Annotated in this window: 27 protein-coding genes; 14 read left to right on the forward strand and 13 right to left on the reverse strand. The window is 69.6% G+C overall.

What is annotated here, in order from left to right:
* Nucleotides 1-55 precede the first annotated feature (55 nt).
* On the reverse strand, nucleotides 56-1,063 hold the full coding sequence (locus ACFWZU_RS03080; RefSeq protein WP_439699940.1) for a KpsF/GutQ family sugar-phosphate isomerase: 1,008 nt from the start codon (nucleotides 1,061-1,063) through the stop codon (nucleotides 56-58).
* Nucleotides 1,064-1,219: 156 nt separating this feature from the next.
* Between ACFWZU_RS03080 and ACFWZU_RS03085 the strand changes: the two genes are divergently transcribed.
* Nucleotides 1,220-1,459, forward strand: coding sequence for a BolA family protein (locus ACFWZU_RS03085; RefSeq protein WP_439699941.1), 240 nt, complete (start codon nucleotides 1,220-1,222; stop codon nucleotides 1,457-1,459).
* 39 nt (nucleotides 1,460-1,498) lie between these two features.
* Nucleotides 1,499-2,758 carry a UDP-N-acetylglucosamine 1-carboxyvinyltransferase gene (gene murA / locus ACFWZU_RS03090; RefSeq protein WP_439699942.1) on the forward strand — a complete coding sequence of 420 codons (1,260 nt, stop codon included), beginning with the start codon at nucleotides 1,499-1,501 and terminating at the stop codon, nucleotides 2,756-2,758.
* A 300-nt stretch (nucleotides 2,759-3,058) separates the two neighbouring features.
* Here murA and ACFWZU_RS03095 read toward each other — a convergent pair whose 3' ends face one another.
* The 3 genes from ACFWZU_RS03095 to purM all read right to left on the reverse strand — a co-directional run bounded on the left by ACFWZU_RS03095 (nucleotide 3,059) and on the right by purM (nucleotide 5,591).
* Nucleotides 3,059-3,760, reverse strand: coding sequence for a DUF3108 domain-containing protein (locus tag ACFWZU_RS03095; protein ID WP_439699943.1), 702 nt, complete (start codon nucleotides 3,758-3,760; stop codon nucleotides 3,059-3,061).
* A 37-nt stretch (nucleotides 3,761-3,797) separates the two neighbouring features.
* Nucleotides 3,798-4,463, reverse strand: coding sequence for a phosphoribosylglycinamide formyltransferase (gene purN / locus ACFWZU_RS03100; protein ID WP_439699944.1), 666 nt, complete (start codon nucleotides 4,461-4,463; stop codon nucleotides 3,798-3,800).
* 99 nt (nucleotides 4,464-4,562) lie between these two features.
* A complete protein-coding gene (gene purM / locus ACFWZU_RS03105; RefSeq protein WP_439699945.1) occupies nucleotides 4,563-5,591 on the reverse strand; it encodes a phosphoribosylformylglycinamidine cyclo-ligase in 1,029 nt (342 codons plus the stop codon).
* Nucleotides 5,592-5,793: 202 nt separating this feature from the next.
* On the opposite strand from purM, the gene ACFWZU_RS03110 reads away from it, so the two are divergent.
* From ACFWZU_RS03110 to hda, 3 genes are all read left to right on the forward strand, one after another.
* Nucleotides 5,794-6,783 carry a DUF2066 domain-containing protein gene (locus ACFWZU_RS03110; protein ID WP_439699946.1) on the forward strand — a complete coding sequence of 330 codons (990 nt, stop codon included), beginning with the start codon at nucleotides 5,794-5,796 and terminating at the stop codon, nucleotides 6,781-6,783.
* Nucleotides 6,784-6,888: 105 nt separating this feature from the next.
* Entirely contained in the window at nucleotides 6,889-8,067 is a 1,179-nt protein-coding gene (locus tag ACFWZU_RS03115; RefSeq protein ID WP_439699947.1) for an AI-2E family transporter, read from the forward strand.
* Nucleotides 8,064-8,768, forward strand: coding sequence for a DnaA regulatory inactivator Hda (hda, locus tag ACFWZU_RS03120; protein ID WP_439699948.1), 705 nt, complete (start codon nucleotides 8,064-8,066; stop codon nucleotides 8,766-8,768). The genes ACFWZU_RS03115 and hda overlap by 4 nt, the downstream gene beginning before the upstream one ends.
* 79 nt (nucleotides 8,769-8,847) lie before the next feature.
* Here the strand turns inward: hda and ACFWZU_RS03125 are convergent, their stop codons facing one another.
* The 4 genes from ACFWZU_RS03125 to ACFWZU_RS03140 form a co-directional block, all read right to left on the reverse strand.
* The gene (locus ACFWZU_RS03125) at nucleotides 8,848-9,051 is read right to left on the reverse strand and encodes a hypothetical protein (protein ID WP_439699949.1); all 204 of its coding nucleotides are present in this window, start codon (nucleotides 9,049-9,051) and stop codon (nucleotides 8,848-8,850) included.
* A gap of 40 nt (nucleotides 9,052-9,091) precedes the next feature.
* A complete protein-coding gene (locus tag ACFWZU_RS03130) occupies nucleotides 9,092-9,283 on the reverse strand; it encodes a hypothetical protein (protein ID WP_439699950.1) in 192 nt (63 codons plus the stop codon).
* A gap of 27 nt (nucleotides 9,284-9,310) precedes the next feature.
* The gene (locus ACFWZU_RS03135; RefSeq protein WP_439699951.1) at nucleotides 9,311-9,505 is read right to left on the reverse strand and encodes a hypothetical protein; all 195 of its coding nucleotides are present in this window, start codon (nucleotides 9,503-9,505) and stop codon (nucleotides 9,311-9,313) included.
* 500 nt (nucleotides 9,506-10,005) lie between these two features.
* Nucleotides 10,006-10,809 (reverse strand): inositol monophosphatase family protein, encoded by an 804-nt coding sequence (locus tag ACFWZU_RS03140; RefSeq protein WP_439699952.1) that lies wholly within the window; start codon nucleotides 10,807-10,809, stop codon nucleotides 10,006-10,008.
* 112 nt (nucleotides 10,810-10,921) lie between these two features.
* Here ACFWZU_RS03140 and ACFWZU_RS03145 point away from each other — a divergent pair, with 112 nt between their 5' ends.
* Complete coding sequence (locus ACFWZU_RS03145) at nucleotides 10,922-11,680, forward strand: RNA methyltransferase (RefSeq protein WP_439699953.1); 759 nt, start codon at nucleotides 10,922-10,924, stop codon at nucleotides 11,678-11,680.
* Between the two features lie 66 nt (nucleotides 11,681-11,746).
* Here the strand turns inward: ACFWZU_RS03145 and ACFWZU_RS03150 are convergent, their stop codons facing one another.
* Complete coding sequence (locus ACFWZU_RS03150; RefSeq protein WP_439699954.1) at nucleotides 11,747-12,346, reverse strand: hypothetical protein; 600 nt, start codon at nucleotides 12,344-12,346, stop codon at nucleotides 11,747-11,749.
* 24 nt (nucleotides 12,347-12,370) lie between these two features.
* Entirely contained in the window at nucleotides 12,371-13,318 is a 948-nt protein-coding gene (oxyR, locus tag ACFWZU_RS03155) for a DNA-binding transcriptional regulator OxyR (protein WP_439699955.1), read from the reverse strand.
* 156 nt (nucleotides 13,319-13,474) lie between these two features.
* On the opposite strand from oxyR, the gene ACFWZU_RS03160 reads away from it, so the two are divergent.
* From ACFWZU_RS03160 to ACFWZU_RS03170, 3 genes are all read left to right on the forward strand, one after another.
* Nucleotides 13,475-14,014, forward strand: coding sequence for a peroxiredoxin (locus ACFWZU_RS03160; protein WP_439699956.1), 540 nt, complete (start codon nucleotides 13,475-13,477; stop codon nucleotides 14,012-14,014).
* Nucleotides 14,015-14,142: 128 nt separating this feature from the next.
* Nucleotides 14,143-14,682 carry a carboxymuconolactone decarboxylase family protein gene (locus ACFWZU_RS03165; protein ID WP_439699957.1) on the forward strand — a complete coding sequence of 180 codons (540 nt, stop codon included), beginning with the start codon at nucleotides 14,143-14,145 and terminating at the stop codon, nucleotides 14,680-14,682.
* Between the two features lie 187 nt (nucleotides 14,683-14,869).
* Nucleotides 14,870-17,551, forward strand: coding sequence for a M1 family metallopeptidase (locus tag ACFWZU_RS03170; protein ID WP_439699958.1), 2,682 nt, complete (start codon nucleotides 14,870-14,872; stop codon nucleotides 17,549-17,551).
* A 63-nt stretch (nucleotides 17,552-17,614) separates the two neighbouring features.
* Here the strand turns inward: ACFWZU_RS03170 and ACFWZU_RS03175 are convergent, their stop codons facing one another.
* A complete protein-coding gene (locus ACFWZU_RS03175; RefSeq protein ID WP_439699959.1) occupies nucleotides 17,615-18,529 on the reverse strand; it encodes an alpha/beta hydrolase in 915 nt (304 codons plus the stop codon).
* Between the two features lie 95 nt (nucleotides 18,530-18,624).
* On the opposite strand from ACFWZU_RS03175, the gene prmC reads away from it, so the two are divergent.
* On the forward strand, nucleotides 18,625-19,449 hold the full coding sequence (prmC, locus tag ACFWZU_RS03180) for a peptide chain release factor N(5)-glutamine methyltransferase (protein WP_439699960.1): 825 nt from the start codon (nucleotides 18,625-18,627) through the stop codon (nucleotides 19,447-19,449).
* A 63-nt stretch (nucleotides 19,450-19,512) separates the two neighbouring features.
* Here the strand turns inward: prmC and dxs are convergent, their stop codons facing one another.
* Nucleotides 19,513-21,402, reverse strand: a complete 1,890-nt coding sequence (gene dxs / locus ACFWZU_RS03185; RefSeq protein ID WP_439699961.1) for a 1-deoxy-D-xylulose-5-phosphate synthase — start codon at nucleotides 21,400-21,402, stop codon at nucleotides 19,513-19,515.
* Between the two features lie 127 nt (nucleotides 21,403-21,529).
* Here dxs and ACFWZU_RS03190 point away from each other — a divergent pair, with 127 nt between their 5' ends.
* Nucleotides 21,530-22,051 carry a low affinity iron permease family protein gene (locus ACFWZU_RS03190; RefSeq protein ID WP_439699962.1) on the forward strand — a complete coding sequence of 174 codons (522 nt, stop codon included), beginning with the start codon at nucleotides 21,530-21,532 and terminating at the stop codon, nucleotides 22,049-22,051.
* Here the strand turns inward: ACFWZU_RS03190 and ACFWZU_RS03195 are convergent.
* Nucleotides 22,048-22,644, reverse strand: coding sequence for an HNH endonuclease (locus ACFWZU_RS03195; RefSeq protein ID WP_439699963.1), 597 nt, complete (start codon nucleotides 22,642-22,644; stop codon nucleotides 22,048-22,050). The two genes, ACFWZU_RS03190 and ACFWZU_RS03195, sit on opposite strands and share 4 nt — an antisense overlap.
* A gap of 252 nt (nucleotides 22,645-22,896) precedes the next feature.
* Here ACFWZU_RS03195 and ACFWZU_RS03200 point away from each other — a divergent pair, with 252 nt between their 5' ends.
* The 3 genes from ACFWZU_RS03200 to ACFWZU_RS03210 all read left to right on the forward strand — a co-directional run bounded on the left by ACFWZU_RS03200 (nucleotide 22,897) and on the right by ACFWZU_RS03210 (nucleotide 26,033).
* A complete protein-coding gene (locus ACFWZU_RS03200; protein ID WP_439699964.1) occupies nucleotides 22,897-23,640 on the forward strand; it encodes a SapC family protein in 744 nt (247 codons plus the stop codon).
* A gap of 72 nt (nucleotides 23,641-23,712) precedes the next feature.
* Nucleotides 23,713-25,125 (forward strand): TolC family protein, encoded by a 1,413-nt coding sequence (locus tag ACFWZU_RS03205; RefSeq protein ID WP_439699965.1) that lies wholly within the window; start codon nucleotides 23,713-23,715, stop codon nucleotides 25,123-25,125.
* Nucleotides 25,122-26,033, forward strand: coding sequence for a hypothetical protein (locus ACFWZU_RS03210; protein WP_439699966.1), 912 nt, complete (start codon nucleotides 25,122-25,124; stop codon nucleotides 26,031-26,033). The genes ACFWZU_RS03205 and ACFWZU_RS03210 overlap by 4 nt, the downstream gene beginning before the upstream one ends.
* Nucleotides 26,034-26,036 lie beyond the last annotated feature (3 nt).

Raw genomic sequence — 26,036 nt, forward strand, 5'->3', positions numbered from 1 at the left:
TCGTGGGGAACGTCAAAAGCGACCTTGACTGGATTGCCTGGTTGGTCGAGACAGGTCAGACGACCCTGGCGCGCAGCAGGTCGTGGATGTTCAGCGCGCCAACCACGCGCTGCCGCTCGTCCACCACCAGCAGCGCGTGGATCTGGTGCTTCTCCATGAGCTGAGCCGCTTCGATCGCCAGCTTGTCGGAGGTGATCGTCTTCGGGCCGCGGGTCATCAGCGCATCGACGGTGGCGCCGCGCAGGTTCACCCCTTCGTCGTCCAGCGCGCGGCGCAGGTCGCCATCGGTGAAGACGCCCAGCAGCCGCCGGTCGGCATCGACCACCGCGGTCATGCCCAGGTGCTTGCGCGTCATCTCCATCAGCGCCTCGGTGAGGCTGGCATCCGGCGCGATCGTCGGGATGCCTTCGCCGGTGTGCATGATGTCGCTGATGTGGAGCAGCAGGCGGCGGCCGAGGCTTCCGGCCGGGTGCGAACGGGCGAAATCCTCGGCAGTGAAGCCGCGCGCTTCGAGCAGCGCGATCGCCAGCGCGTCGCCCATCACGAGCGCCGCGGTCGTGCTGGCGGTCGGTGCCAGACCGAGCGGGCAGGCTTCGCTGGAGATGCTGGCGTCCAGGTGCACGTCCGCCTGGTGCGCGAGCGAGGACTTCGGGTTGCCGGTGATGGCGATCAGCGGAATCCCCTGGCGCTTGATCACCGGCAGGATGAACAGCAGCTCGTCGGTCTCTCCGGAGTTGGACAGCGCCAGCACCACGTCGTCGGGCTGGATCATGCCCAGGTCGCCATGGCTGGCCTCGCCCGGGTGCACGAAGAACGACGGCGTGCCGGTCGAGGCCAGCGTGGCGGCGATCTTGCGCCCGATGTGGCCGGACTTGCCCATCCCGCTCACCACCAGGCGTCCGCGGCAGGCCAGGATCAGCCGGCACGCTTCGACGAAGCTGGCATCCACCCGCGGTTCGAGCGCGCGGATCGCGGCCGCCTCGGTGGCGATCACCGTGCGCCCGCTGCGGGCGATGGCGTCCGGGTCCAGGTTGGCGACGGGCGGAGCGATGCGAGCGTTCATGGGGTCTCTGCTGGGGCGGCCGACGGCCTTTGGCATTTCTGTGCCACGGGAATTCCATTACCATGGCATATCCGCATTTTAACGTCATATGGCCGCGCACTGGGTTCATCAACCGTTGATGCAACCGCGCCCGCGCGCCGACGATGGACCCCTCCGATGGACCCTGCCCGCATCCAGGCACTGATCGAAACCGGCCTGCCCGGCGCGAATGCGCAGGTCAGCGGTGACGACGGCGTGCATTTCGAGGCCACCGTGGTGGCCAGCCAGTTCGCCGGCAAGCTGCCGCTGGCGCGCCACCGCATGGTGTACGCCACGCTGGGCGATCTGATGGGCGGGGCGATCCATGCACTGGCGCTCAAGACGTTGACTCCCGAGGAAGCCGCGGCGCGCCGCTGAGGCTGCGCCGGCTTCCTGCTTTCCACGAAGGACCCCCTCATGGCCAAGATCCTGATCAGCGGCGGCGAGCCGCTCCACGGCGAAGTCGCCATTTCCGGCGCGAAGAACGCCGTGCTGCCGATCCTCGCCGGCTGCCTGCTGGCCGACGGTCCGGTGACCATCTCCAACGTGCCACACCTGCACGACGTGACCACCTTCATCGAACTGCTCGGCCGCATGGGGGTGAACCTGGTGCTGGACGACCGCATGAAGATGCACGTCGACCCACGCACCATCGAAAGCCACGTCGCGCCGTACGACCTGGTGCGCACCATGCGCGCCTCGATCCTGGTGCTCGGCCCGCTGGTCGCCCGTTTCGGCGAGGCTGAAGTATCGCTGCCGGGCGGTTGCGCGATCGGTTCGCGCCCGGTCGACCAGCACATCCGCGGCCTGCAGGCGCTGGGTGCCGAGGTGACCGTCGAAAACGGCTACATCCGTGCCCGCGCCAAGCGCCTGAAGGGTGCGCGCATCGCCATGGACATGGTCACCGTCACCGGCACCGAGAACATCCTGATGGCCGCCACGCTGGCCGAAGGCACCACCATCATCGAGAACGCCGCGCAGGAGCCGGAAGTCGTCGACCTGGCGCACTGCCTGGCCGCGATGGGCGCGCAGATCGAAGGCATCGGCACCGCCACGCTCATCGTGCATGGCGTCGAGCGTCTGCACGGGGCCGAATACGAAGTGCTGCCCGACCGCATCGAGGCCGGCACCTTCCTGGTCGGCGCGGCGATGACCGGCGGCAAGGTGCGTGCCCGCGGCGCCCGCGCCGGCACGATGGACGCGGTACTGGCCAAGCTGGAGGAGGCCGGCGCGCATATCTCCACCGGCGCCGACTGGATCGAACTGGACATGGGTGGCCGCCGTCCGAAGGCGGTCAACATCGTCACCGCGCCGTATCCGGCGTTCCCGACCGACATGCAGGCGCAGTTCACCGCGCTCAACTGCGTGGCCGAAGGCGTGGGCGTGATCACCGAGACGGTGTTCGAGAACCGCTTCATGCACGCGCAGGAACTCAAGCGCCTGGGCGCGGACATCCGCCTCGAAGGCAACACCGCCATCATCCAGGGCGTCGACCACATGAGTGGCGCGCCGATCATGGCCACCGACCTGCGCGCCTCCGCCTGCCTGGTGCTGGCCGGGCTGGTCGCGCGTGGCGATACGACGGTCGATCGCGTGTACCACATCGATCGCGGCTACGAGAACATCGAGGAGAAGCTCGGCGTGCTCGGCGCAAGGATCCGCCGTTTGCCGAGCTGACGTTCCCACGCACGCTTTTGCTCGTTGCAATAGGGCTCGTGGGCGACTCAGCGAGATCCCGTAGGGTGGGCCTCAGCCCACCAGCCGCGCGTGCGGCATACGTAGTGGACTGAAGTCAGAGCGCGAAGGGCAGCCCCGCCCCCCACCTCAGCCCCCCGGAGGGAGAGGGCGCAAAGTTCGGCCCTCCTGACCCAAACGCGCAAGCCCTTTTGCCTCAGCTCCGAGCGCCCGCGGTAAAGCGGCAGCAGCTCGTTCAAGAGCAGGCGACTGACCCATCAAGGCGAGGCGGTGCCTGGAGCGCTACCGGAAGCTCACCAGTTCCATCGTCAGATTGCCGCCGTCCTTCTGCGACAGCTTCACCGGCAACGGATAGCGATCCGGCGCATACCAGGCGCTGAAGCCGCGGTCGGCGTCCGTACGATCCACCCGCACGGCGTCGAAGCCCCCGGCCGGCACAGTCACCTTCTCCCTGCCGGTGACCTTGAACCGCTGCGTCTCCACCTTCTGCCTGACCGCCACCGGCAGCGCGATCTGCTTCTGCCCGTCGCGCAGCGCCATCCCGATCGCCAGCGCGGTGGTATTGCGCTCGACCATGCCCGGCTGCGTCGCATAGGTGATCGCGCCCTTGCCTTCGTCCACGGTGACCCGGTGCTTGCCCCAATCCACCGCGACGTGGCGCTGCTTGGACTTGATCGCCGCGTCCAGCCGATAGTCGTAGCTGAGGGCCTCGGGCACGTCGCCCTTCCAGCGGAAGCGCGAAACCTCGTCCAGGTTCGCACCCAGCAGCGCGGCGAGCCCGGACGTGCCGCGCAGGTGCTTGCTGTACTCCCACTGGCCGTTGCCGAGCGGCTTGAGGCTGACGGTGGCCTCGCCCATCGGCGAGCCGTCGCGCAGGACGCGGTAGGTGGCGGTGAACGCCTTGGGCGGAGCGGCGAGGGCAAGGCCGCTGGCGCTGGCCAGCAGCAGGGCGCCGGCGAGGCGCAGGAGGTGGCGGAAGGTCATGCGCCCGAGTGTGCCCACCGCTCGCTGAACATCGGGTTCAGGCCGGCACGAGCCCGCGTTCGGCAAGCCGCATCGGGGCGGCGAGCGGCGCGCCGTCCAGCCAGGGCGTGCCATCGCGCCAGGCCAGCCGGCCTTCGGCGATCAGCGCGACCACCGCCGGCAGCAGGCGGTGTTCCAGCGGCAGCAGCCGTTGCGCCAGGCGGTGCTCGTCCTCGCCCGGTTCGATCGGCAGCACGGCCTGCGCCACCACCGGGCCGCCATCGAGTTCGGCGGTGACGAAGTGCACGCTGGCGCCGTGTTCCCGGTCGCCCGCTTCCAGCGCGCGCCGGTGCGTGTGCAGGCCGCGGTACCTGGGCAACAGCGACGGGTGGATGTTGAGCATGCGCCCCGCCCAGGGCGCGATCGCCTCGCCATCCAGGATGCGCATGAAGCCGGCCAGCACGACCAGCTCGGTGCCGCGGGCGGCGAGCTGGCCGAACAGATCCAGGTCGAACGCGCGACGGTCCGGATACGCCTTCGGATCCAGCACCAGCGTGGGTATGCCTGCGTCGTCCGCCAGCCGCAGCGCCCCCGCGGTCGCCTTGTCGCTGGCGACCAGCACGAACTCGGCGGCCAGCTCGCCGCGCTCGCGCGCAGCCAGCAGCGCGGCGAGGTTGCTGCCGCGCCCGGAGGCGAGGACGGCGATGCGAAGTGGGTGGGGCATGTGTGTCTGTGCCGTTCGCCGTGGGCGTGGTTCTGGCGGTCCGAAGCCGGCGGCGGGTCGGCTTCGGCGCTGCGCGCCTGCGCTCAGGGAAGTTCTGTATCAGCCGATGTGGACGCGCTCGTCGCCCTGCGCCTTGACCACCTCGCCGATCACGCGGCTGGCCAGCCCATTTTTCGCGAGCAGCGCCGCGGCAGCATCGACCGCATCGCGCGGCATGATCACGGTGAAGCCGACGCCGCAGTTGAACGTGCGCCACATCTCCTCGCGCGCGACCTTGCCTTCGCGCATCAGCCAGTCGAACACCGGCGGCAGCACGATCGCATCGGCGTCGAGCGCCAGGCCCAGGCCATCGGGCACGACCCGGATGATGTTTTCCTTCAGGCCGCCGCCGGTGATGTGCGCCATCCCATGCACGGGCTGGGTCTTCAAGAGCTCCAGCATCGGCTTGACGTAAATCGTGGTCGGCGCCATCAGCGCGTCGGCGAGCGTCACGCCATCCAGATCGAGATCGAGCGCGCTGCCGGCGCGCTCGACGATCCTGCGGACCAGCGAATAACCGTTGGAATGCGGACCGGAGGAGGCGACGCCGAGGATCACGTCCCCGGCCACGATCGCGTCGCCCGAAAGCAGCTGCGACTTCTCCACCGCACCGACCGTGAACCCGGCCAGGTCGTACTCGCCCGGCGGATACATGTCCGGCATCTCGGCCGTCTCGCCGCCGATCAGCGCGCAGCCGGCCAGCTCGCAACCCTTCGCGATGCCGCCGACCACCGCCACGGTGGTGTCCACGTCGAGCTTGCCGGTGGCGAAATAGTCCAGGAAGAACAGCGGCTCGGCGCCCTGCACCAGCACGTCGTTGACGCACATGCCGACCAGGTCGATGCCGATCGTGTCGTGGCGGCCCAACTGCTGGGCGAGCTTGAGCTTGGTGCCGACGCCATCGGTGCCGGAAACCAGCACCGGCTCCCGGTAGCGTCCCGCGAGATCGAACAGACCGCCGAAACCGCCCAGCCCGCCCATCACCTCCGGACGGAAGGTGCGCTTGACCAGTGGCTTGATGCGTTCGACCACGGCATTGCCCGCGTCGATATCGACGCCGGCGGCGCGGTAGGTGAGGGCGTCGGACATGGCGAAGAGGGCCTTGGGGAAAGCGTGCAATTCTACCAGCACGCTCCCGGCGGCGCGGCGCGGCGCCGCACGGCGCCGCACGGCGGTCCGGCGTCCCGGGAAATGCAGCCGCGCACCCTGCATCGGCCGCGCGGATGGACGCTGGGAGCCGGATTGGGCAGACTCCCCGGTTATCCGAGCCGCCACGGACGAACCCGAGCCCATGCGCCTGCCACGCCTGCTTTTCGCCTTTCTCCTGCTGGGTCTGCTTGCGCCAGCGGCATGGGCGCAAGTGCCGGCGCCCGTGCCAGGCTCGCCGTACGCGGTAGTGGTGCCGGTCACCGACACCAGCGAGGCGCAACGCGACGAAGCCTTCGCCACCGCGCTGGCGCAGGTGCTCGAGCGCGTGGCCGGTGGCCAGGACCTGCGCAGCAAGCCCGGCTACGAGGACGCGCTGAAGGGGGCGCCGGGCCTGGTGCAGCAGTTCCAGTACCAGCGTGCCGGCACCGGCATCGTGCTGCAGGTGAATTTCGATCCGGGCGCGGTGCGTCGTCTTATCGCGCAGATCGGCGTGCCGGCCGCAGGCGTCAAGCCCCCGGTGCTGGTGCTGGTGCACGGCAGCGACGGCAGCCTGCTCGGCCAGGACGCGCTGGGCGCGCTGGCGCAGGCGGCCGCGGCGCGCGGCTACCAGTTGGCCTATCCGGATCCGTCGCACGTGCCCGAAGCGTCGGCGGTGGCGAATGCCGATCCGACGGCGCTGGCGATGATCACCCAGCGCTACCACACCGGCCTGATCCTGGTCGGCAACCTCAAGGGCGGTAGCGCGGACTGGACGCTGGTCTCCGGCGGCAAAGCGATGCCGTGGAGCGACCAGGCGGTCAGTGCCGACGCGCTGCTGGCGGATGCCGGCAATGGCTTGGCCGATCGCCTGGGCAAGCAGCTCAACGTGATCGGCGCGGGCATCAGCACCGGCAAGCTGTGGGTGAGCCGGGTCGAATCGGCGCAGGCCTACGCCAATCTGCTGGCGATGCTGCAGGCCGACCCCTCGGTGCGCGAGGTGAACACGCTGGCGGCCGACAACGAGGGTTTCCTGCTCGGCATCAAGGCGAGCATGCCGCCGGCCGCGCTCGCTGCCAGCCTGGCCGCAGGCGGGCGGGTGATCCAGGGCACGCCCCACGCCGGGGCGGACGCCAGCCTGCAGTGGCTGCACTGAACCGTTGATCCTGCAGGCGCGCGCCAGCATGCGCGACCGGGGGATGGCAGGACGCGCGACCGCGCGTTCCGGCAGGACCACGTACCACCACTGTGAGGCCCGTTCGTGACCCACGACATCTCCCGCCGCTGGCAGCTGCTCGCGATCGTGCTGGTGATCGGCTTCCTCGTGTGGCTGCTGGCGCCGGTGCTGATGCCCTTCGCCGTCGCCGGCATGCTGGCCTACCTCGGTGATCCGCTCGCCGACCGGCTCGAGCGGCTTGGCATGAACCGCACCTGGGCGGTCAGCGTCGTGTTCTTCGTGCTGATCCTGCTGCTGGTCGGCGCGCTGCTGCTGCTGGTGCCGCTGATCTCCGACCAGATCGAAAACCTGGTCCACAACCTGCCGCGCTACGTCGACTGGATCCAGAACACCGCGCTGCCCTGGCTGCAGCGCAAGCTCAGGCTCGACCCGGACGCGTTCGACACCAGCCGCCTGATGGCCGCTATCCGCGCGCACATCGGTTCGATCGGGGCGGTGGCGACCACCGTACTGGGCACCGTCTCGCGCTCCAGCCTCGGCGCCGTGATGTGGCTGACCAACGTGGTGCTGGTGCCGGTAGTGGCGTTCTATCTGTTGCGTGACTGGGACCGGCTGATCGCCTACATCGACAGCGTGCTGCCTCGCTCGGTACAGCCGACGGTGGCGCACCTGGCGCGCGAGTCCGATGCCGTGCTGGGCGCATTCGTGCGCGGGCAGCTGCTGGTGATGCTCGGGCTGGGGATCTTCTACGGCGTGGCGCTGACCCTGGTCGGGCTCTCGGTCGGCCCGCTGATCGGCATGGTGGCCGGCCTGCTCAGTTTCGTGCCGTATCTCGGTTTCATGGTCGGCTTCGGCGCGGCGATCGTTGCCGCGCTGGTGCAGTACGGCGATTGGGCGCACCCGCTGATGGTTTGCGGCGTGTTCGTCGTGGGCCAGTTGCTCGAAGGCTACGTGCTGGTGCCCAAGCTGGTGGGCGACAAGATCGGCCTGCACCCGGTGGCGGTGATCTTCGCGGTGCTGGCCGGCGGCTACCTGTTCGGCTTCCTCGGCGTGCTGCTGGCGTTGCCGGCCGCTTCGGTGATCATGGTGCTGCTGCGCTACCTGCTCGAACGCTACCGCCTGAGCGAGCTTTACACGCAGCCGGGCGCGGACGATCCGGTCATCGCCGAGGTCGACGTCACGGTGAACACCGCCGACGGGACCGGGCAGGGCGGCGCGAGGGTGTCCGCGCCCCGCGGCAGCGCGGGCGACCAGTCGCCATGATCCCGCAGTTGCCGCTCGCGCTGCGCTGGCCGCGCCGGCAGCGCTTCGAACACTTCCACGCCGGCGCCAACGCCGCGGCGCTGGCGGCCGTGCGGACGCTGGCCGAGGTTCCCGGGGCGCCCTGGGTCTACCTGCATGGAACGGCAGGCAGCGGACGCAGCCACCTGCTTCTGGCCGCCTGCCAGGCGGCCAGTGCGGCTGGCAGGCGCGTGCAATACCTGCCGCTCTCGGCCATGCACGAACACATCGGCGCGCTGCGCGGGGTGGGCAGCAGCGAGCTGCTGGCGATCGACGATCTGGGCGTGCTGGCCGGCGAGGGCGCCGCCGAGCACGCGTTGTTCGACCTTTACAACCAGGTGCGCGCCGAAGGCGGCGCGATGCTGTTCGCCGCCGAGGCGCCGCCGGCGCAACTGGGCATCGGCTTGCCAGACCTGCGCTCGCGCCTGGGCGCGTGTACGCAGTTTGCGCTCAAGGCCCTCGACGACGGCGAACGCCGCGCCGTGTTGCGCGAGCAGGCCGCGGCGCGCGGCATCGGACTGGACGAGGCCGTGCTGGACTGGCTCTTCAGCCACTACGCCCGCGACCTGGCGGCATTGCTGGACCTGCTCGATCGGCTCGACCAGGCCTCGCTGGCCGCCAAGCGGCGCATCACGGTACCGTTCCTGCGCGAGTTCCTGCGCGAGGGCGGCGGGCAGGCCTAGGTGGCGTAGGGTCGGTTTCGGCCCACCCGCGCGGTGCGGCATGGTGGGCTGAAGCCCACCCTACGTCAGGCCCGGGAGGCTACTTCCTGTTCTCGCCTTCGGCCTGCTTGCCCTCCTCGATCAGTTCGCGCACGCGCTGGCCGCCCTTGTGGCCCAGCTCGGAGTAGCCGTCCGGACCGAGCTGTTCCTTGCGGATCTCGCCGCCCTTGTGGCCGCCCTTCTGGCCGGCTTCGCGGACGGTCATGTCGCCCTTGTCGTGCTGGTTGTCGCTTTGCTTTGCCATGTCGATGCTCCTCGGTAGGCGGCCCTGACGCCGCCGTGGGTCACTTGCGGCTGTCGCCGCGGCCTTCGGCCTGCTTGCCTTCCTCGATCAGTTCGCGCGTGCGCTGACCGCCCTTGTGGCCGCCGATCTCGCCACCCTTGTGGCCCGCTTCGCGCACGGTCATGTCGCCCTTGTCGTGCTGGCTGCCGCCGGCCTGCTTGCCGTGGTCGCCCTGGTTTTTCTGTGATGCCATGTGAAGCCCTCCTGTCGTGGTGCGCCCTCAGTTCGGGCGCTGTTCGCTCTGGCGTGCCTCGACCTGGCGGCCGCGGTTGATCAACTCGCGCACGCGCAGGCCGCCCTTGCGGCCTGCCTCGCGCACGCTGAGCTTGCCGCGCGCCCCGTCGATCGTGCCGTTGGCGGCGTGCTGGGTCTTGTTGCTGTTGGATTGATTGCCTGGGGACTGTTGCCGGCTCATGGGTTATCTCCGTTGGTACATCCGATCGTTGTTTTGCAAGGCTCGGCTGGCCGCCTTCCCGGCGTCCAGCGGAAAACGACGGGTCCGGCGGGGTGCGGACCCGCTTCCGCCCATCGGCACCGGTGGTGCCTCGATGGCGACGGACGTTCCCTCGCCCGCAAGGGCGATGCGATGCGTCGCGGGCCCTTCGGACGAGCAGGGGCGTTGCAATGCGGATGCCAGCGCGAGGTGCGTGCGGGCCGGGAACCCTGCGTTCCCGGGGGTGGAAAAAACGCTCCGGCTGGAAAGATCTACAGCGGCGCTCGCCTGCTGCGCAGGCAGGCGAGCGCTGGTGGGAGGCGGGCTTGCATCAGGCACAGGGGGCCAGTTGCACGCGCTCTGAAACCCTCCCCTTCGAGGGGAAGGGGAGGCCAGGGATGCATTCAAGCCAGGCCGCGGCTGGCTGTGGGCCACGAAAAAGGGCGCCCGCAGGCGCCCTCACGTGCGGATGCCTGGGGCGCTCAGGCCTTGAGCAATGCCGGCGTCGCCTGCGCACCGATCGCGTCGGTCATCGCCTTGGCGACGTTGAGGTTGGCGGCGATCAGGTTGCCGCTGGCGGGCATGCCGTCGCGGCCGGCGAAGTCGCCGTAGCGCCCGCCCGCCTCGTGCACCAGCAGTACGCCGGCGGCCATGTCCCAGGGCTTGAGGCCGATCTCGAAATAGCCGTCGTAGCGCGCGGCGGCGGTGTAGGCCAGGTCCAGCGCGGCCGAGCCGCAGCGGCGGATGTCCTCGGCCTGGCCGAGCAGGGCGCGGGTCATCGCCAACTGGGCGTCCAGGTGCTCGCGCTGGCGGTAGGGAAAGCCGGTGGCGATCATCGCGCCGCCCAGGTTCTCGCGGCGCGAGACACGGATGCGGCGGTCGTTGAGGTAGGCGCCGTCGCCCTTGCTGGCGGTGAACAGCTCGTCGCGCAGTGGATCGAACACGACGCCATAGATCGGCACGCCCTTCTCGACCAGCGCGATCGACACGGAGAAGTGCGGGATGCCGCGCAGGTAGTTGTGCGTGCCGTCGAGCGGGTCGATCACCCAGGTGAGCGGGCTCTTGCCGGTCGCACCGCCTTCCTCGGCGAGGATCGCGTGGTCCGGATAGGCGCGGCGCAGTTCCTTGACGATCTCGGCCTCGGCCAGCCGGTCGACTTCCGAGGCGAAATCCATGCGGTGCTTCTCGACCACGTGCAGGCCGTCGATGCGGTTCATGTAGCGCAGGATCACGTTGCCTGCGGCGCGCGCGGCACGTGCCGCGATGGTGACGGCGGGTCTTGGCATGGCTTCGGCTTTGGGAAAAGAGCACAAATGCGGCCGGCGATTCTAGCAGAGCCGGCGTTGGGGCGTCCGAAGGCGGCTATCCTTGGCGGTCCCGCCTGTTGCCTCAGCCGCCATGACCGACCACGCCGATCTCGCCCGACTGTTCCGCTTCGTGCTCGTGCGCACCTCGCACCCGGGCAACATCGGCAGCGCGGCCCGCGCCATCCGCACGATGGGCTTCACCCGGCTGGAGCTGGTCGCGCCGGCGGAGTTTCCCAGCCGCGAGGCCGATGCGCTGGCGGCCAACGCGGTGCAGGTGCTGGCGGAGGCGGGCGTGAACGATGCGCTGGTCGACGGCTTGGCGGGCGTGACCTTCGCGCTGGGGCTGTCGGCGCGGCGGCGCGGCGTGAACCTGCCTGAGCTGACGCCCCGCGAGGGCGCCGCCCAGGCGCTCGCGGCTGCTGCCCGCGGCGAGCAGGTCGCGCTGGTCTTCGGCAACGAACGCACCGGCCTGGAGAACGAGGAGCTGGCGCGCTGCCACGCGATGGTTCGCATCCCCAGCGTGGAGGACTACAGCTCGCTCAACCTGGCCCAGGCGGTGCAGGTGATGGCCTACGAGCAGCGCCTGGCGATGCTCGGCGACACACCGGTGGCCGCGCCAGCCGAGCACGACGAGCCGCCGGCCGATGCGGCGCACATGGAGCGCTTCTTCGAGCACCTGGGGCAGACGCTCGACGACATCGAGTTCCACAAAGGCCGTGAACCGACCACGATCATGTTGCGCCTGCGCCGCCTGTTCCAGCGCGCGCAGCCCGACGAGCGTGAACTGCGCATCCTGCACGGCGTGCTGGCCGATGCGCAGCGCATGGCCGCACTGGCCAGGCGCCTGTAGGAGCGCGCACCTGTGCGTGACCGCGCGCTTCACGGTCGCGCACAGGGTGGATGCCCCATGCGGCACTCACGGCGCGACCGGCTCCAACGCTTCCACATACACCAGTTCGCAGGCGCCGTTGCCGGTGTCGTCGCGGCGCAGCGAGGTGCGCCAGTGCCAGCCGTCCGGACGGCTGGCGTCGACCAGAAACCCTTCCAGGTGCACCAGCTCGCCCGGGCGTACGTGCTTCATCGCGTAGCGCACGTCGTCGTCGGCCGGAATGAGGTGCATGTTGGTTGCCGAGGTCTCGATCTCGCGGCGCGGGATCGGGTAGTCGCGCACGTGCCAATAGAAGAACCGACCGGACTGGCTGATATCGATGCCGGCGAGCACGGCGCTGTCGGACATGCGGCCCCAGCCCAGCGCCAGGTCGGTCGGTGCAAGCGAAGCACCGGCATCCCAGCGATAGTCCTCGCGCGACAGCACGCGTGCGGTCAGTGCGATGTGGGCGCGCGTCCGCAACACGGTGTCGCCACGCTGGAGCAGGGCGCCGTCGTCCAGGTTCACCTGTTCGGGCGCCTGCGCGGCGAGTACGCCGGGCGGCGGGTGCAGCGGGCGTTGCTGCCACCAGCCCAGCGCGCCCCAACCCAGCAGCACGAACAACCCCAGCCACAGCAGTCGCTGCATCGGTAATCCCCCTGTGGAAGCGCGTCAGGCGCGCTTGCGCCGGGTGGTGGTGGCCGGCTCCGCCAGCTCCGGCTTGAGCAGTTCCGTGGGCAGGCCCCGCACCACGTCGGCGAAGCGCTCGAGGAACGGCCCGAGCGAAGAACTCTTGCGCCACACCAGCGCGATCCGACGGCTCGGCGCGTGGCCTGAAAATTCCAGCAGCTGCACGTTGTCGGTCCTCGCCACCGGCGGCTTGATTGCCAGCGTCGGCAGCAAGGTGATGCCCACGTTCGCCGCGACCATCTGGCGCAGCGTCTCCAGGCTGGTGGCGCGGAAACCGACCTTTTCGCCGGCGCCGGCAAGCTGGCACAGCTCCAGCGCCTGGTCGCGCAGGCAGTGGCCGTCTTCGAGCAGCAGCAGGCTTTCGTCCTCCAGGTCGGCCAGCTTCAGGCGCGCCTTGCGGTGGGCGAGCGGATGGTCGTTGGGTACTGCCAGCACGAACGGTTCCTCGAACAGGAATTCGGCATGCAGGCTTTCCTCGTGGATCGGCAGGGCAAGGATGCCCACGTCCAGCGAACCCTCACGCAGCATGCGGATGACCTGTTCGGTCTTCTCCTCGATCAGGAGCAGTTCCAGCCGCGGGAAACGCTGGCGCACCGCGGGCACCAGGTGCGGCAGCAGGTAGGGCCCGAGCGTGGGAAACACGCCCAGCCGCAGCCGGCCGGCCTCCGGGTCGCGCGTGCGCTGGGCGATGGCGCGGATCTCGTCGACCTCGGCCAGCACACCGCGGGCGCGACGGGCGATCTCGCGGCCGGTCTCGGTCAGCAGCACCTTGCGCGGCGTGCGCTCGACCAGCGCCACGCCGAGCTCGTCCTCGAGCTTCTTGATCTGCGTGGACAGGGTCGGCTGGCTGACGAAGCTGGCCTCGGCCGCGCGCCCGAAATGGCGGTGTTCGGCCAGCGACACCAGGTAAGCAAGGTCGCGCAGGTTCATGGTCCACTCCGATAGATCGTGCCTATGAGTGTGATGGCAACAATCAATTTGAACAATGCCGGGGCGGTGCGTAACCTTGCCCTCATGACGCGCCATCGACGGCGCCCATGATGCTCTCACCGATCGCCTAACCACCCGCACCTTAAGGAGAAGCCCATGCTCACCATCGGCGACAAGTTCCCCCAGTTCAGCGTCCCGGCCACCGTCTCGATCGAGAACCTGGACAAGGCCTTCAGCACGATCGACAACAACACCTACAAGGGCAAGTGGCTGTGCGTGTTCTTCTACCCGAAGGACTTCACCTTCGTCTGCCCGACCGAGATCAAGGGCTTCTCGGACGTCAACGAGCAGTTTGCCGACCGTGACTGCCAGGTCCTGGCCGCCAGCACCGACTCGGAGTTCGTGCACCTGGCCTGGCGCAAGGACCACAAGGACCTGCGCGACCTCAAGTTCCCGATGCTGGCGGACATCAAGAAGGATCTCAGCAACGCGCTGGGCATCCTGACCGCCGATGGTGTGGCGCAGCGCGCGACCTTCCTGGTCGACCCGGAAGGCATCATTCGCTTCGTCTACGTGACCGATGGCTCGGTCGGGCGCAACCCGCAGGAAGTGCTGCGCGTGCTCGACGCCCTGCAGACCGACGAGCTGTGCCCGTGCAACTGGCACCAGGGCGAAGACACCCTCAAGGTCGCCTGATCGCCTCTCGCTTGCAGTAACCGCGCGTCCGGATCCCTCCCCCTCCCCACGGACGCGCGGACTCCCCAGCCGGCGGCGAAGCCCGCTTCGCCGCCGGCCTTTTTTTTGGACTTCAAGAAGGTGTCCCCATGAGTCTTGCCGACCTCAAGAGCCAGCTTCCCGACTACGCCAAGGACCTGCGCCTGAACCTCGATTCGGTGCTGAGCGAGGGCGGTGCGCCGGGGTTGGCGCAGAAACAGATCATGGTGGTCGCGCTCGCCGCGGCGATCGCCTCGCGCTACAAGCCGCTGACCCAGGCAGTGGCCGAGGAGGCCTCGCAGCATGCCAGTGCCGAGGAGCTCAACGGCGCCCGCGTGGCCGCGTCCATCATGGGCATGAACACGATCTACTACCGCTTCGTGCACCTGGTCAGCGAGCCCGAATACGGCACGCTGCGCGCAGGGCTTCGCATGAACGCGATGATGAATCCCGGCGGCACCAAGATCGACTTCGAACTCGCCTCGCTGGCCGTGGCGGCGGTCAACGGTTGCGGCATGTGCGTGGATTCGCATGAGAAGACCCTGCGCAAGCACGGCCTCTCGGCGCAGCCGATCCAGAGCGCGATCCGCATCGCGGCGGTGGTCCATGCGGTCGCCGTGGCGCTGGAGCAGGCCGACGTCGCCGGCTGAGCCGCGGGATCGCAGGACAGTACGGAGCCCGGCCAGCGATGGCCGGGCTTTTTTTCTTGCGCGTCGCCCGCCGAGCCGAGGCTTTCACGTTGCATCGAACCCGGCCATGCCTTTTGGCACTGTGTCACAAGTCATGCCCGGCCTAGGTTCGGGAACTTGCCTTCACAGTCCCTGGGGAAAACAAACCATGCGTCGACTCGTCAAACCGCTCGTGCTCACCGCGCTGGCCGCCTGCTGCGGTGCCGCCTTTGCCGCCACGTCCGACTCCGTGCCGCACGGCAAGCTGCCGCGCTGGGCGGTGCCCGAATCCTATGCGCTGTCCTTCAAGGTCGACCCGCGCCAGCAGGAATTCTCCGGTACCACGCGCATCAAGGTGGACCTCAAGCAGGCCTCCGACCACATCTGGCTCCACGGGCACGATCTGAAGGTCTCGAAGGTCACCGTGACCGATGCCGCCGGCAAGACGCACGGCGCCAAGTACGTCGAAGCGGCGCCGAAGGAGGGCGTGGTGAGGGTCGATTTCGCCGACACGCTCAAGCCGCAGGAGCTGACCCTGAGCTTCGACTACACCGCGCCGCTCAACCAGCAGCTGCAGGGCCTGTACAAGGTCAGTCACGAAGGCCAGCCCTACGCGATGACGCAGATGGAGCCGATCAGCGCGCGCTACGCCTTCCCCGGTTTCGACGAGCCCGATTTCAAGACGCCGTTCGACATCAGCCTGACCATCCCCAGCGACGAGAAGGCGGTGGCCAACACCAAGCAAGTCAAGGAAGTGGCCGCGGGTGAGGGCTGGAAGACGCTGACCTTCTCCACCACCAAGCCGCTGCCGACCTACCTGGTCGCCTTCGGCGTGGGCCCCTGGGACATCGTCGCCGGCCCGGACATCTCGCCGGACGCCTACCGCGCCACCCCGCTGCAGCTGCGCGGCATCGCCGCCAAGGGCGAAGGCCACCGCATGCAGCATGTGCTTTCGGAAACGCCGAGCATCATCCACACGCTGGAGGACTACTACGCCTTCGGCTACCCGTGGGACAAACTCGACCTGCTGGCCGCGCCGGACTTCTCCGCCGGCGCGATGGAGAACGCGGGCCTGGTGACCTTCCGCGACTGGCTGCTGCTGCTCGATCCGGACTCCCCGGCGCAGTACGTGCGCGGCTCGTTCAACGTCAACGCCCACGAGCTGGCCCACCAGTGGACCGGCGACACCGTCACCACGGCCTGGTGGAACGACATCTGGCTCAACGAGGCCTTCGCCACCTGGATGCAGCAGAAGGTGACGATGAAGGTGCATCCGGAGTACCGCGCCGACCTCGACCGCGTGCGCGGCGCGCAGTACGCGATGGACAACGACGCCCTGGTCACCGCGCGCAAGATCCGCCAGCCGATCACCGGCAACGGCGACATCGAGACCGCGTTCGACTCGATCACCTACCAGAAGGGCGCCAGCGTGCTCGGCATGTTCGAGGGCTACGTCGGCGAGAAGACCTTCCAGCAGGGCATGCGCCAGTACATCCAGGACCACAAGTTCTCCACCGCCACCGCAGACGACCTGGTCGACTCGATCGCCAAGGCCGCTGACAAGGGCGAGGACTTCAAGCAGGCCTTCAAGAGCTTCCTCAACCAGCCCGGCGTGCCCTACGTGCAGACCCAGCTGATGCAGAAGGACGGCCAGACCGTGCTCAAGCTCAGCCAGAGCCGCTACCTGCCGGTGGGCAGCAAGGGCGACGCGAAGCACGTCTGGGGCGTGCCGGTGTGCGTGCGCTACGGCACCGCCGACGGCAGCAAGGTCAACTGCGAGCTGCTGGAAAAGGCCGCCGGCACGATCGCGCTGCCGGGTGCCAGCGCCAACACCTGGGTGATGCCCAACGCCAACGCCAGCGGCTATTACCGCTTCGGCATGGACAAGGGCGACCTCGCGCGCCTTGGCGACCAGATCAGCCACCTGACCGACGCCGAACAACTGGCTTATGCCGACGCGGCCGACGCCAGCTTCCACCATGGCGACATCAATGCGGGCGACCTGCTGGCGGCGCTCAAGCCGCTGACCGCCTCGCGCGTGCGTGCGGTGGCAACCGCGCCGATGGCCAGCTTCGAGTGGATCAACCGCTACCTGGCCGGCAACGACGCGCAACGCAATGCCCTCGATGCCTGGGCCAAGTCCGCCTACCTGCCGCGCATGGAGCTGCTCGGTTACCACCGCAAGGCGAACGAGCCGGACGACGATTCCCTGCTGCGCAGCACGCTGGCAGGCTTCCTCGCGCTGGACGTGAAGCTGCCGCAGGTGCGCGCCGAACTGCTCAAGCAGGGTGAGGCGGCGCTCCAGCGCAAGGCGGACGGTCACCTGAACCTCGACGCCGCCGACCCGGACCTGCTCGACACCGCGCTCGCGGTGGCGGTGCAGGAGCACGGCAAGAGTGCGGTCGACGCGCTCATCGCCGAGCTGCCCAAGACCTCCGATCCGGCCCAGCGCAACGCCATGCTGGCTGGCCTGAGCGCGGTCGAGGACCCGGCCCTGGCCGAGCAGGTGCGCAACTTCGCGCTGGACAAGCAGGTCAAGGTCGGCGAGATGGCGGCCCTGCTCCGGGGCAGCCGCGAGACGCGCGCGCAGCGTGACGCGATGTGGAAATGGGCGGTCGCCCATTACGACCGCATCGTCGAGCGCACCGGCAGCTTCGCCGGCGGCCGCCTGCCTGGCCTGATGGGTGGCGGTGGTTGCTCGCAGGAGGAAGCCGATCGCCTGCAGGCGTTCTTCAAGACCCGAGCCAAGGACGTCACCGGTGCCGAGCGCGGCCTCGCGCAGACCACCGAGGACACGCTGCTGTGCACGGCGCTGAAGGCCAAGCAGGACCCCCAGGCGATCCTGCACTGACACCAGCCTGACGCTTGGAGTCGAAAGCCGGGCGGCAACGCCCGGCTTTTTTTTGGACGACCGTCACTCCGCCGTGGGGACCGCCAGCGGCTGGACGGGTGCCTCCGCCCGGACGAACGCCAGCAGGTCGACCAACACCGGGGCCTTGCTCCTGAACGGCTGCGCCAGCGCCAGCAGGATGCCGGCATGCCCCACGTCCGGGTAGAGCTCGAGTGTCACCGGCTCGCCGTGACGCCGCAGCGCCTGCCCCAGCGACGAAGCGTTGCGGGAAGCCACGATGTCGTCCGCCCCACCTTGCAACAGGAGCATCGGTGGCTCATCGCCCGTGACGAAGTGCACCGGCTGCGAACGCAACTGCGCGGTCCGGGTGTCGCCGAACATGTCGACGAAGTCGGGGTCCGTGAGCGGCAGGAAGTCGTACGGGCCGGCCAGGCCGATGAAACCCCTCAGGTCGCGCGGCAGCATGCCCTCGGCGCCTAGCCAGCGGGCATCGGTCGCCAGCAAGGCGCCGATGTGCGCGCCAGCCGAATGCCCCATGACGAACAGCGCGCGCGGATCGGCGCCAAACCGCTGCGCATGCGTGCGGGTCCATGCCACCGCGCGGGCGGCATCATGCATGAAGCCGTCCAGCCTTGCCCCGGGCCATTTGCGGTAGTCCGGTATCACCGCGACCACGCCGTGGCGTGCCAGGGTTTCGCCCACCCAGCGATACCACTGGCGCTGGCCGGACTTCCAGTTGCCGCCATAGAAGAAGACGACCACCGGCGCGCCCGATGCGCCGGGCGGCCGGTAGACATCCAGCGCGAGGCCGCGCGCCGGATCGAAGACCACGCCACGGGTGGCCTGTACGCCGCGTGCCCCGGTGACTGCGTTGAGCCCGCCGAAGAACAGTGTCTGGCATCCGCCGAGGAGGCAGGCGCCGATCAGGAAAGCCAGGTGGCCAGGCAGCCGCCGCCACGATGAAGACCCCAGGTGCACGCATGACTCCGGCAAACAACGTAGTTACGTCCGGGCGCCCGGAACGGATGCGGTCGGGATTTACACTGCGGGTTCCTGCCGACTCCGGATCCGCCATGACGTCCCCGCGCGAACTCCTTTCACGGGCCGCAACCCGCCTGGGCGAGCGTGCGGATGCGGAGATCCTGCTCGCGCATGTGCTGGACAAGCCACGCAGCTGGTTGATAGCGCACGCCGACGATGGCCTGGACCAGGCTGCGGCCGAGCGCTTCGAGCGCCTGCTGGCCCGTCGCGAGCAAGGCGAGCCGGTGGCCTATCTCACCGGCCGCCGGGGCTTCTGGACGCTGGAGCTGGAGGTGACGCCAGCCACGTTGATTCCCCGGCCGGAAACCGAGCTGCTGGTGGAACTGGCGCTGGCGCGGCTCCCGCAGGAAGGCTCGCCGCGCGTGGTGGACCTGGGTACCGGCAGCGGTGCCATCGCACTGGCGATCGCGCGCGAGTGCGCGCACGCGCGGGTGCTCGCCACCGACGCCAGCGTCGCGGCGCTGACCGTCGCTCGGCGCAACGCCGAAGGCAACCGGATCCGCAACGTATCCTTTGCCCACGGCGACTGGTTCGGCGGGCTGGCCGGCGAATGCTTCGACCTGGTCGTTTCCAATCCGCCGTACATCGCCGCGGGCGACCCGCACCTGAGCGACGGCGACCTGCGCTTCGAACCGGCCAGCGCATTGGCCTCGGGACACGATGGCCTGGACGACATCCGGCGCATCGTCCGGGATGCGCGCACGCACCTGGCGGCGGATGGATGGCTGTTGTTCGAGCACGGCTGGGATCAGGGGGCGGCCGCGCGCGGCCTGCTCGAAGCCGCCGGTTACCACGAGGTATTCACCGCGCAGGACCTCGAACAGCGCGACCGCGTCAGTGGTGGTCGCGCGCCTTGATCGCCAGCGGCACGGTGGGGTGCGGGTCGTCCTTGCAGGCGCGCTTCTGCGCGCGAGCGCCCTTCAGCCTGCGCTGGCGGCCGCGCTCGCCACCGACGGGAAGCGCGCGCGGATCGCATTGCGGATGCCGGGGAGGTCCAGCCCCGCCATGGAGAGCACTTCCTCGCGGCTGCCATGCTCCAGGTAGACGTCCGGAAGGCCAAGGTGCAGCACCGGCTTGACGATGCCGTGCGCGGCCAGGCACTCGGCCACGCCCGAGCCCGCGCCACCGGCGATCGCATTGTCCTCGAGCGTCACGAACGCGTCGTGCGTCCTGGCCAGTTCCAGGATCATCGCCTCGTCCAGCGGCTTGACGAAGCGCATGTTGACCAGCGTGGCATCCAGCTCCGCCGCGACTACCGCGGCCGGCGCCAGCATCGCCCCGAAGGACAGAATGGCGAGGCCACGGCCGCGCCGGCGCAGCTCGGCCTTGCCGATCGGCAGCGTGTCCAGCTCCTTGCGCACGGCGGCGCCGGGGCCGGTGCCGCGCGGGTAGCGGATCGCCGCCGGACCCGCATACGCGAAGCCGGTGGACAGCATCATCCGGCACTCGTTCTCGTCCGAGGGCGCCATGATCAGCATGTTCGGCAGGCAGCGCAGGAACGACAGGTCGAAGCTGCCCGCATGCGTGGCGCCATCCGGGCCGACCACCCCCGCGCGGTCGATCGCAAAGGTCACGTCCAGGTTCTGCAGCGCCACGTCGTGGATCGCCTGGTCGTAGGCGCGCTGCAGGAAGGTCGAGTAGATCGCCACCACCGGCTTGGCGCCCTCGCAGGCCATGCCGGCGGCCAGCGTCACCGCGTGCTGCTCGGCGATCGCCACGTCGAAGTAGCGCTTGGGGTATTCCTTCGAGAAGCGCACCAGGCCGGAACCTTCGCGCATCGCCGGCGTGATGCCCAGCAGCCGCTCGTCGGCGGCGGCCATGTCGCACAGCCAATCGCCGAAGACGTCGGTGTAGGTCGGCTTGGCCGGCGCGTTCTTCTTCACCACGCCGGCGACCGGGTCGAACGGGCCGACCGCGTGGTATTCGATCTGCTGCTGCTCGGCCGGCGCGTAGCCCTTGCCCTTGGTGGTGATCACGTGCAGCAACTGCGGTCCGGGCAGGTTCTTGACCGTGCGCAGCGCGCGCAGCAGGGCCGGGAGGTCGTGGCCGTCGATCGGGCCGGTGTAGTGGAAGCCCAGTTCCTCGAACAGCGTCGAGGGCAGGAACATGCCCTTGGCGTGCTCCTCCCAGTTCTTGAAGAAGCGGCCGAACAGCGACTGCCTCGGAATCGCCTTCTTGGCCCGCTCGCGCACGGCATTGAGCCGGCGGCTGGCCATCGCGCGCGCCATCATCTTGGTCATCGCGCCGACGTTCTCGCTGATCGACATGCCGTTGTCGTTGAGCACCACCAGCATGTTCGGCTCGACGTCGCCGCCGTGGTTGAGGGCCTCGAAGGCCATGCCGGCGGTCATCGCGCCGTCGCCGATCACCGCCACGACCTTGCGGTCGTCGCCCTTGCGTTGCGCGGCGATCGCCATGCCCAGCGCGGCCGAGATCGAGGTGGAGGAGTGGCCCACGCCGAAGGTGTCGTACTCGCTTTCCTCGCGGCGCGGGAACGGCGCCAGGCCGTCCTTCTTCTTGATCGTGGTGATCCGGTCGCGCCGGCCGGTGAGGATCTTGTGCGGGTAGCACTGGTGGCCCACGTCCCACACGAGCCGGTCGCGCGGCGTGTCGAACACGTGGTGCAGCGCCACGGTCAGCTCGACCACGCCCAGTCCTGCGCCGAAATGGCCGCCGGAGCTGGCGACCGACTCGATCAGGTACTGGCGCAACTCGTCGGCGACGGCGGGCAGCTCGGCATCGTGCACGCGGCGCAGGTCGTCCGGCGCCTCGATGCGGGCCAGGTGGGGATAACGGGATGGGTCGATCATCCGCATATTGTTGGCCCAGCCGCAGGGCGGGGCAAGGGCGGCGACGTGAACGGAAGCGGGCGCCGTGCACACCGGGCACACGAAATCGCTCGCAAGCTGGCGGCGACCACGGCCAGAGACGCCACCCATGTCCAAGCTATCCACGGCCTTCCGCAGCTTCGCAGAGGCCACCGCCCGTTATTCGGGCAAGCCCACCGCCTTCCTGATTGCCGCGGCGGTCATCGTCCTGTGGGCGATCACCGGACCGATGTTTGACTTCAACGACACCTGGCAGCTGGTGATCAACACCGGAACGACCATCATCACCTTCCTGATGGTGTTCCTGATCCAGAACAGCCAGAACCGCGACAGTGCCGCCCTCCAGATCAAGCTGGACGAGCTGATACGCGCCACGCGAGCCCGCAACAGCCTGCTGGACGTCGACAACCTCGACGAGGAAGCACTCGAGCGCATCCGGGAGAACTACCGCAAGCTCGCTCACAACAAGGAAGAGGAGGCCCGCCAGGCGAAACGCGCCGGCCATCGCGCCCGCGCCGAGGACGAGTCGGACGAGGCTTGCGAGGAGATCAGGGAGATCGAGCGCGAACTGGCCAAGGCCAGTGCGGATCGCGACGACGCGGACGCGGATCAGGGCGAGAAGTTTCGCTAGCTCATCGCCCGCCGCCGGTCGCGCGGCAGGTGGTTGACCAGGAATTCCATCTGGTCGGCCAGGATGTTGCGGTTGGACAGGATCAGATGCTCCACCCAACTGGGCCGGTACGGCACGGCCAGCAGCGGCATGTGGGCCTGTTGCGGTGTGCGGTTGGCCTTCTTCAGATTGCAGCTGAGGCACGCGCTGACCACGTTCTCCCACTCGTCCTTGCCGCCGTGCGAGACCGGCTCGACGTGGTCGCGGGTCAGCTCGCCGCGGGAGAACTGGTTGCCGCAATACAGGCAAAGATGGCGGTCGCGGGCGAACAAGGCGGTATTGGTCAGCGCCGGCGCCGGGTCGATCGCGTGGTCGCGGCAATGGCCGGTGCTGGCGATGATCGGGTGCAGGTCCAGCCTGCTGCGTTCGCCGCGGGCGCGGTTGTGGCCGCCATGGACGGTCAGGCAGGGGTCGCCCAGGGTCCAGGCCACGGCCTCGCGCACGTAGAGGCAAACGGCGTCCTGCCAGCTGATCCAGTCGAGGATCCGGCCGGCGGCGTCCAGCGAAAGCACCCGGGTCGCGTTGAGATCCCGGCGTGGCAGATCCATCAGCATGCGGTTTCCTTCAGCCAGTTCATGAGATGCGGCGGAGGTGGTGCAGCGATGCGCTCGTGCTTCGAGCATAGCCCAATTTCGGCGCCCGGCGCGCGGTAAGCATTTGACGCGCTTGGCAGATCGCCGGGGTCGGGGGCCATTCGCCCGGGCGCGTGGCCGCTGATATAGTCACGGATTCGCGACCCGACGCCGGGTTTGGGAGGGGGAGCCATCGGTGGCGACCCCGGCACGGCGGGGCAGAGGTAAGAAGACGTGGCTGAAGTACTTTTCTACGAGCGCCCGGTGCCGCTCAACCGCACCCAGCACAAGGATCTGCGCCTGAAGAGCATTCCCGGCGTGAAGTTCGCCGCCGCGGCGCACTCCGTGCCGCTGACGGCCGCGGAGTTCCCGATCGCCGCGCGCGACGTACCGATCCTGTTCGCCGGCCAGAGCATGGAAGACGCCGGCCCGATGGCGCTGCTGGGCCTGCGCCAGAACGAGAACCTGCTGGTGGACGAAGAGGGCCGCTGGGCGCAGGGCGTCTACGTCCCGGCCTTCGTGCGCCGCTACCCGTTCATCCTGGCTGAAAAGCCCGAAGGCACCGAGGGCGACGACTTCACCGTGTTCCTGGACGAGTCCTACGAGGGCTTCGGCAGCGAGGAAGGCGAGCGCCTGTTCAAGGAAGACGGTAGCGACAGCGAGATGCTGGCCAACGCCGTCGGCTTCCTGGGCGAGTTCCAGCAGCACGTGACGCGCACGCATGCGTTCATGGACCTGCTGCGCAAGCACGATCTGCTCGAGCCGCGCAATATCCGCCTGGAGAAGGACGGCAACGCGATCAACCTCAACGGCCTGTTCGTAGTCAACGAGGAAAAGCTGCGCCAGCTCGACGAGAAGACCGCGCACGAGTTCCTGAAGGAAGGCGTGATGGGCTGGATCTACGCGCACCTGCTGTCGCTGCCCAACATCGACCGCCTGGCCCAGCGCCTGGATCAGCGCGAGCGCGCCAAGGCCTGAGGCCGGAAGGCGCCGGGGCCGCCCTCGGGCGGCCTTAGAGAGCGCTAAGCACGTTCTGCAAGGATGGCGCCCATGCGCCATCCTTTTTTTTGCCTGGCCGCCAGCGCCGCGATGGCGATTCAGCTGGTGGGCTGCGCCACCTACCGTGCCGCGCCGGTCGATCCGGCCGCCACGCGTGTGCAATGGCAGGCGCGTCGGCTGGACGATCCCGCCCTGGCGGCACGGTTGCGACCGTGGCTGCCCTCGCGTGATCGCGGCCAATGGCCGCCCGAACGCTATGGCCGGGCCGAACTGGTGCTCGCCGCGCTTGCGCTCAACCCGGACGTGGCCGAGGCGCGCGCGCACCTGGCCGAGGCCAGCGCCGCGGTGCAGACGGCGAAGGCGCGCGCCAACCCGACGCTGGGCCTGGCGCTGGAGCGCTATACCCAGGCGCAGGCCGACGGCGCGCCGTGGCTGTGGGGCCTGAGCACCGATTTTCTGCTCGATGGCGGCCTGCGCCGGCGCCTGCGCATGCAACTGGCCGACCAGGGCGTGCGCGCGGCGCGGCTGGACTACGCAGGCAAGCTTTGGAGCGTGCGCAGTGCCGTGCGCGATGCGTTGGAACAGCGACTGATCGCCCACCGGCAGGCGACCCTGGCCACCCGCACGGTAGCCGCCGCGAGCGCGCTCGAACAGGCCGCCCGCCAGCGCGTGGCGCTGGGCGAGGATGCCCCGCAGATCGCCCTGCAGGCCGTGCAGGCGCTGGCACGGGCACGCAGCGACCAGGCCGCGGCCGGCCAGCGCGTCGCGGGGGCGCAGGCGCAACTGGCACGTGCGATCGGCCTGCCGGTGGCTGCGCTCAAGGGGGTGGACCTGCGCTGGAACGACTTCGACCGGCCCACCGCGCCGCCGCCCGCGCGACTGGATACGCTGGCCGACCACGCCCTGCTGGCGCGCAGCGACGTGGAACGCGCGCTGGTCGACTACGCCAGCCGCGAGACCGAGCTGCACCAGCAGGTGCATGCGCAGTACCCGCAGCTCTCGCTGGGGCCGGGTTACACCTATGACCACGGCATCCGCAAACTGACCTTCAACGCCAGCCTCAGCCTGCCGGTGTTCGACCAGAACCAGGGACCGATCGCCGAGGCGCGCGCGCGGCGCGAGGCGGCCGCGGCGCACGTGCGCACAGTGCAGGCAGACATCGCCAGCGCCATCGACGCGGCGCGCGCTCGGTTGGCTGCGGCGCTGCCGGCGCTGGACGCCGCGCGGGCGGGGGAGCAGGCGGCCGCCCGCGCGCGCGATCAGGCCGAGCATGCGTTCACGCTCGGCGCCATCGACCGCACCGCCTTGCTGGAACAACGCCTTGCCGCTCTCGCCGCAGGCCAGTCGACGCTGACCGCGCTCGATACCGCGTGGCAGGCCGAGGCCGCGCTCGAAGATGCGCTGCGCACCCCGCTGGATCCGGTCGAGGCCGCGCTCCGGCCCGCCGAGGGAGACCGCCCATGAACCGCCTTGCACCGATCGCCCTGCTGTTCGCCCTGTTGGCCGCGAGCGCCGCCGCGACCGAACTGGATGCTGCATCCCAGGCCCGGCTTGGCCTGCGCCTGGCGACCCTTGCCCAGGGCGAGATGCCCCCCACGACACGCGCAGTGGCCGACGTGCTCGACCCGGCGCCGCTGGCCAAGGCCATCGACGAACTCGAGGCGGCGCAGGCGGCGGCGCGTGCCTCCCGCGCGGAGCTGGCACGCACGCAGGCCCTTCTCGCCGCGGAGGGCAACGCGTCGCGCAAGGCGCTGGAGTCGGCGCAGGCGCAGGCGGCGGCAGACCAGGCGCGACTGCGCGAGGCGCGCGTGGCGCTGCGCAGCGCCTGGGGCGACGACCTTGCGGACATGGCCCCCGCGCGCCGCGACCGGCTGCTCGACGCGCTGGTGCGCGGCGACCAGGTGCTGCTCCGGGCCGAGCCGCTGGGCCGCCCGGATGCGACCTTGAAGGTGCGTGCCGCCACGCTGCAGATGCCGCATGGGGCCGACGCGCTCGCGCAGGTGCTCGGCCGCCTGCCGCGCAGCACTTCCGGCCTGGCCGCCGGCTGGCTGCTGCAGGCCGATGCCGGCCCGCTGGTGCCGGGCATGGTGCTGACCGCGCAACTGCACGGCGAGGGCAGGCCGGTGCGCGGCGTGTTGCTGCCGCGCGCGGCGATCGTGCGCTGGAACGGGCTGGACTGGGCCTACGTCGCCACCGGGGCCACCCGGTTCGAGCGCCGCGCGGTGCACCCGAGCGCGATGACGCCGGCCGGCTGGCTGGTCGGCCCGCCGTTCCGGCCCGGCGAGCGCGTGGTGGTGCAGGGCGCCGAGGCACTGGTCGCGGTCGATGCCGCGCCCGTGCCCGGCAGCGCCGCCGACGCCTCGGACGACTGACGT

This window comes from Frateuria sp. GZRR33, assembly GCF_051900425.1.
In the GTDB taxonomy this organism is placed as follows: Bacteria; Pseudomonadota; Gammaproteobacteria; order Xanthomonadales; family Rhodanobacteraceae; genus Frateuria_A.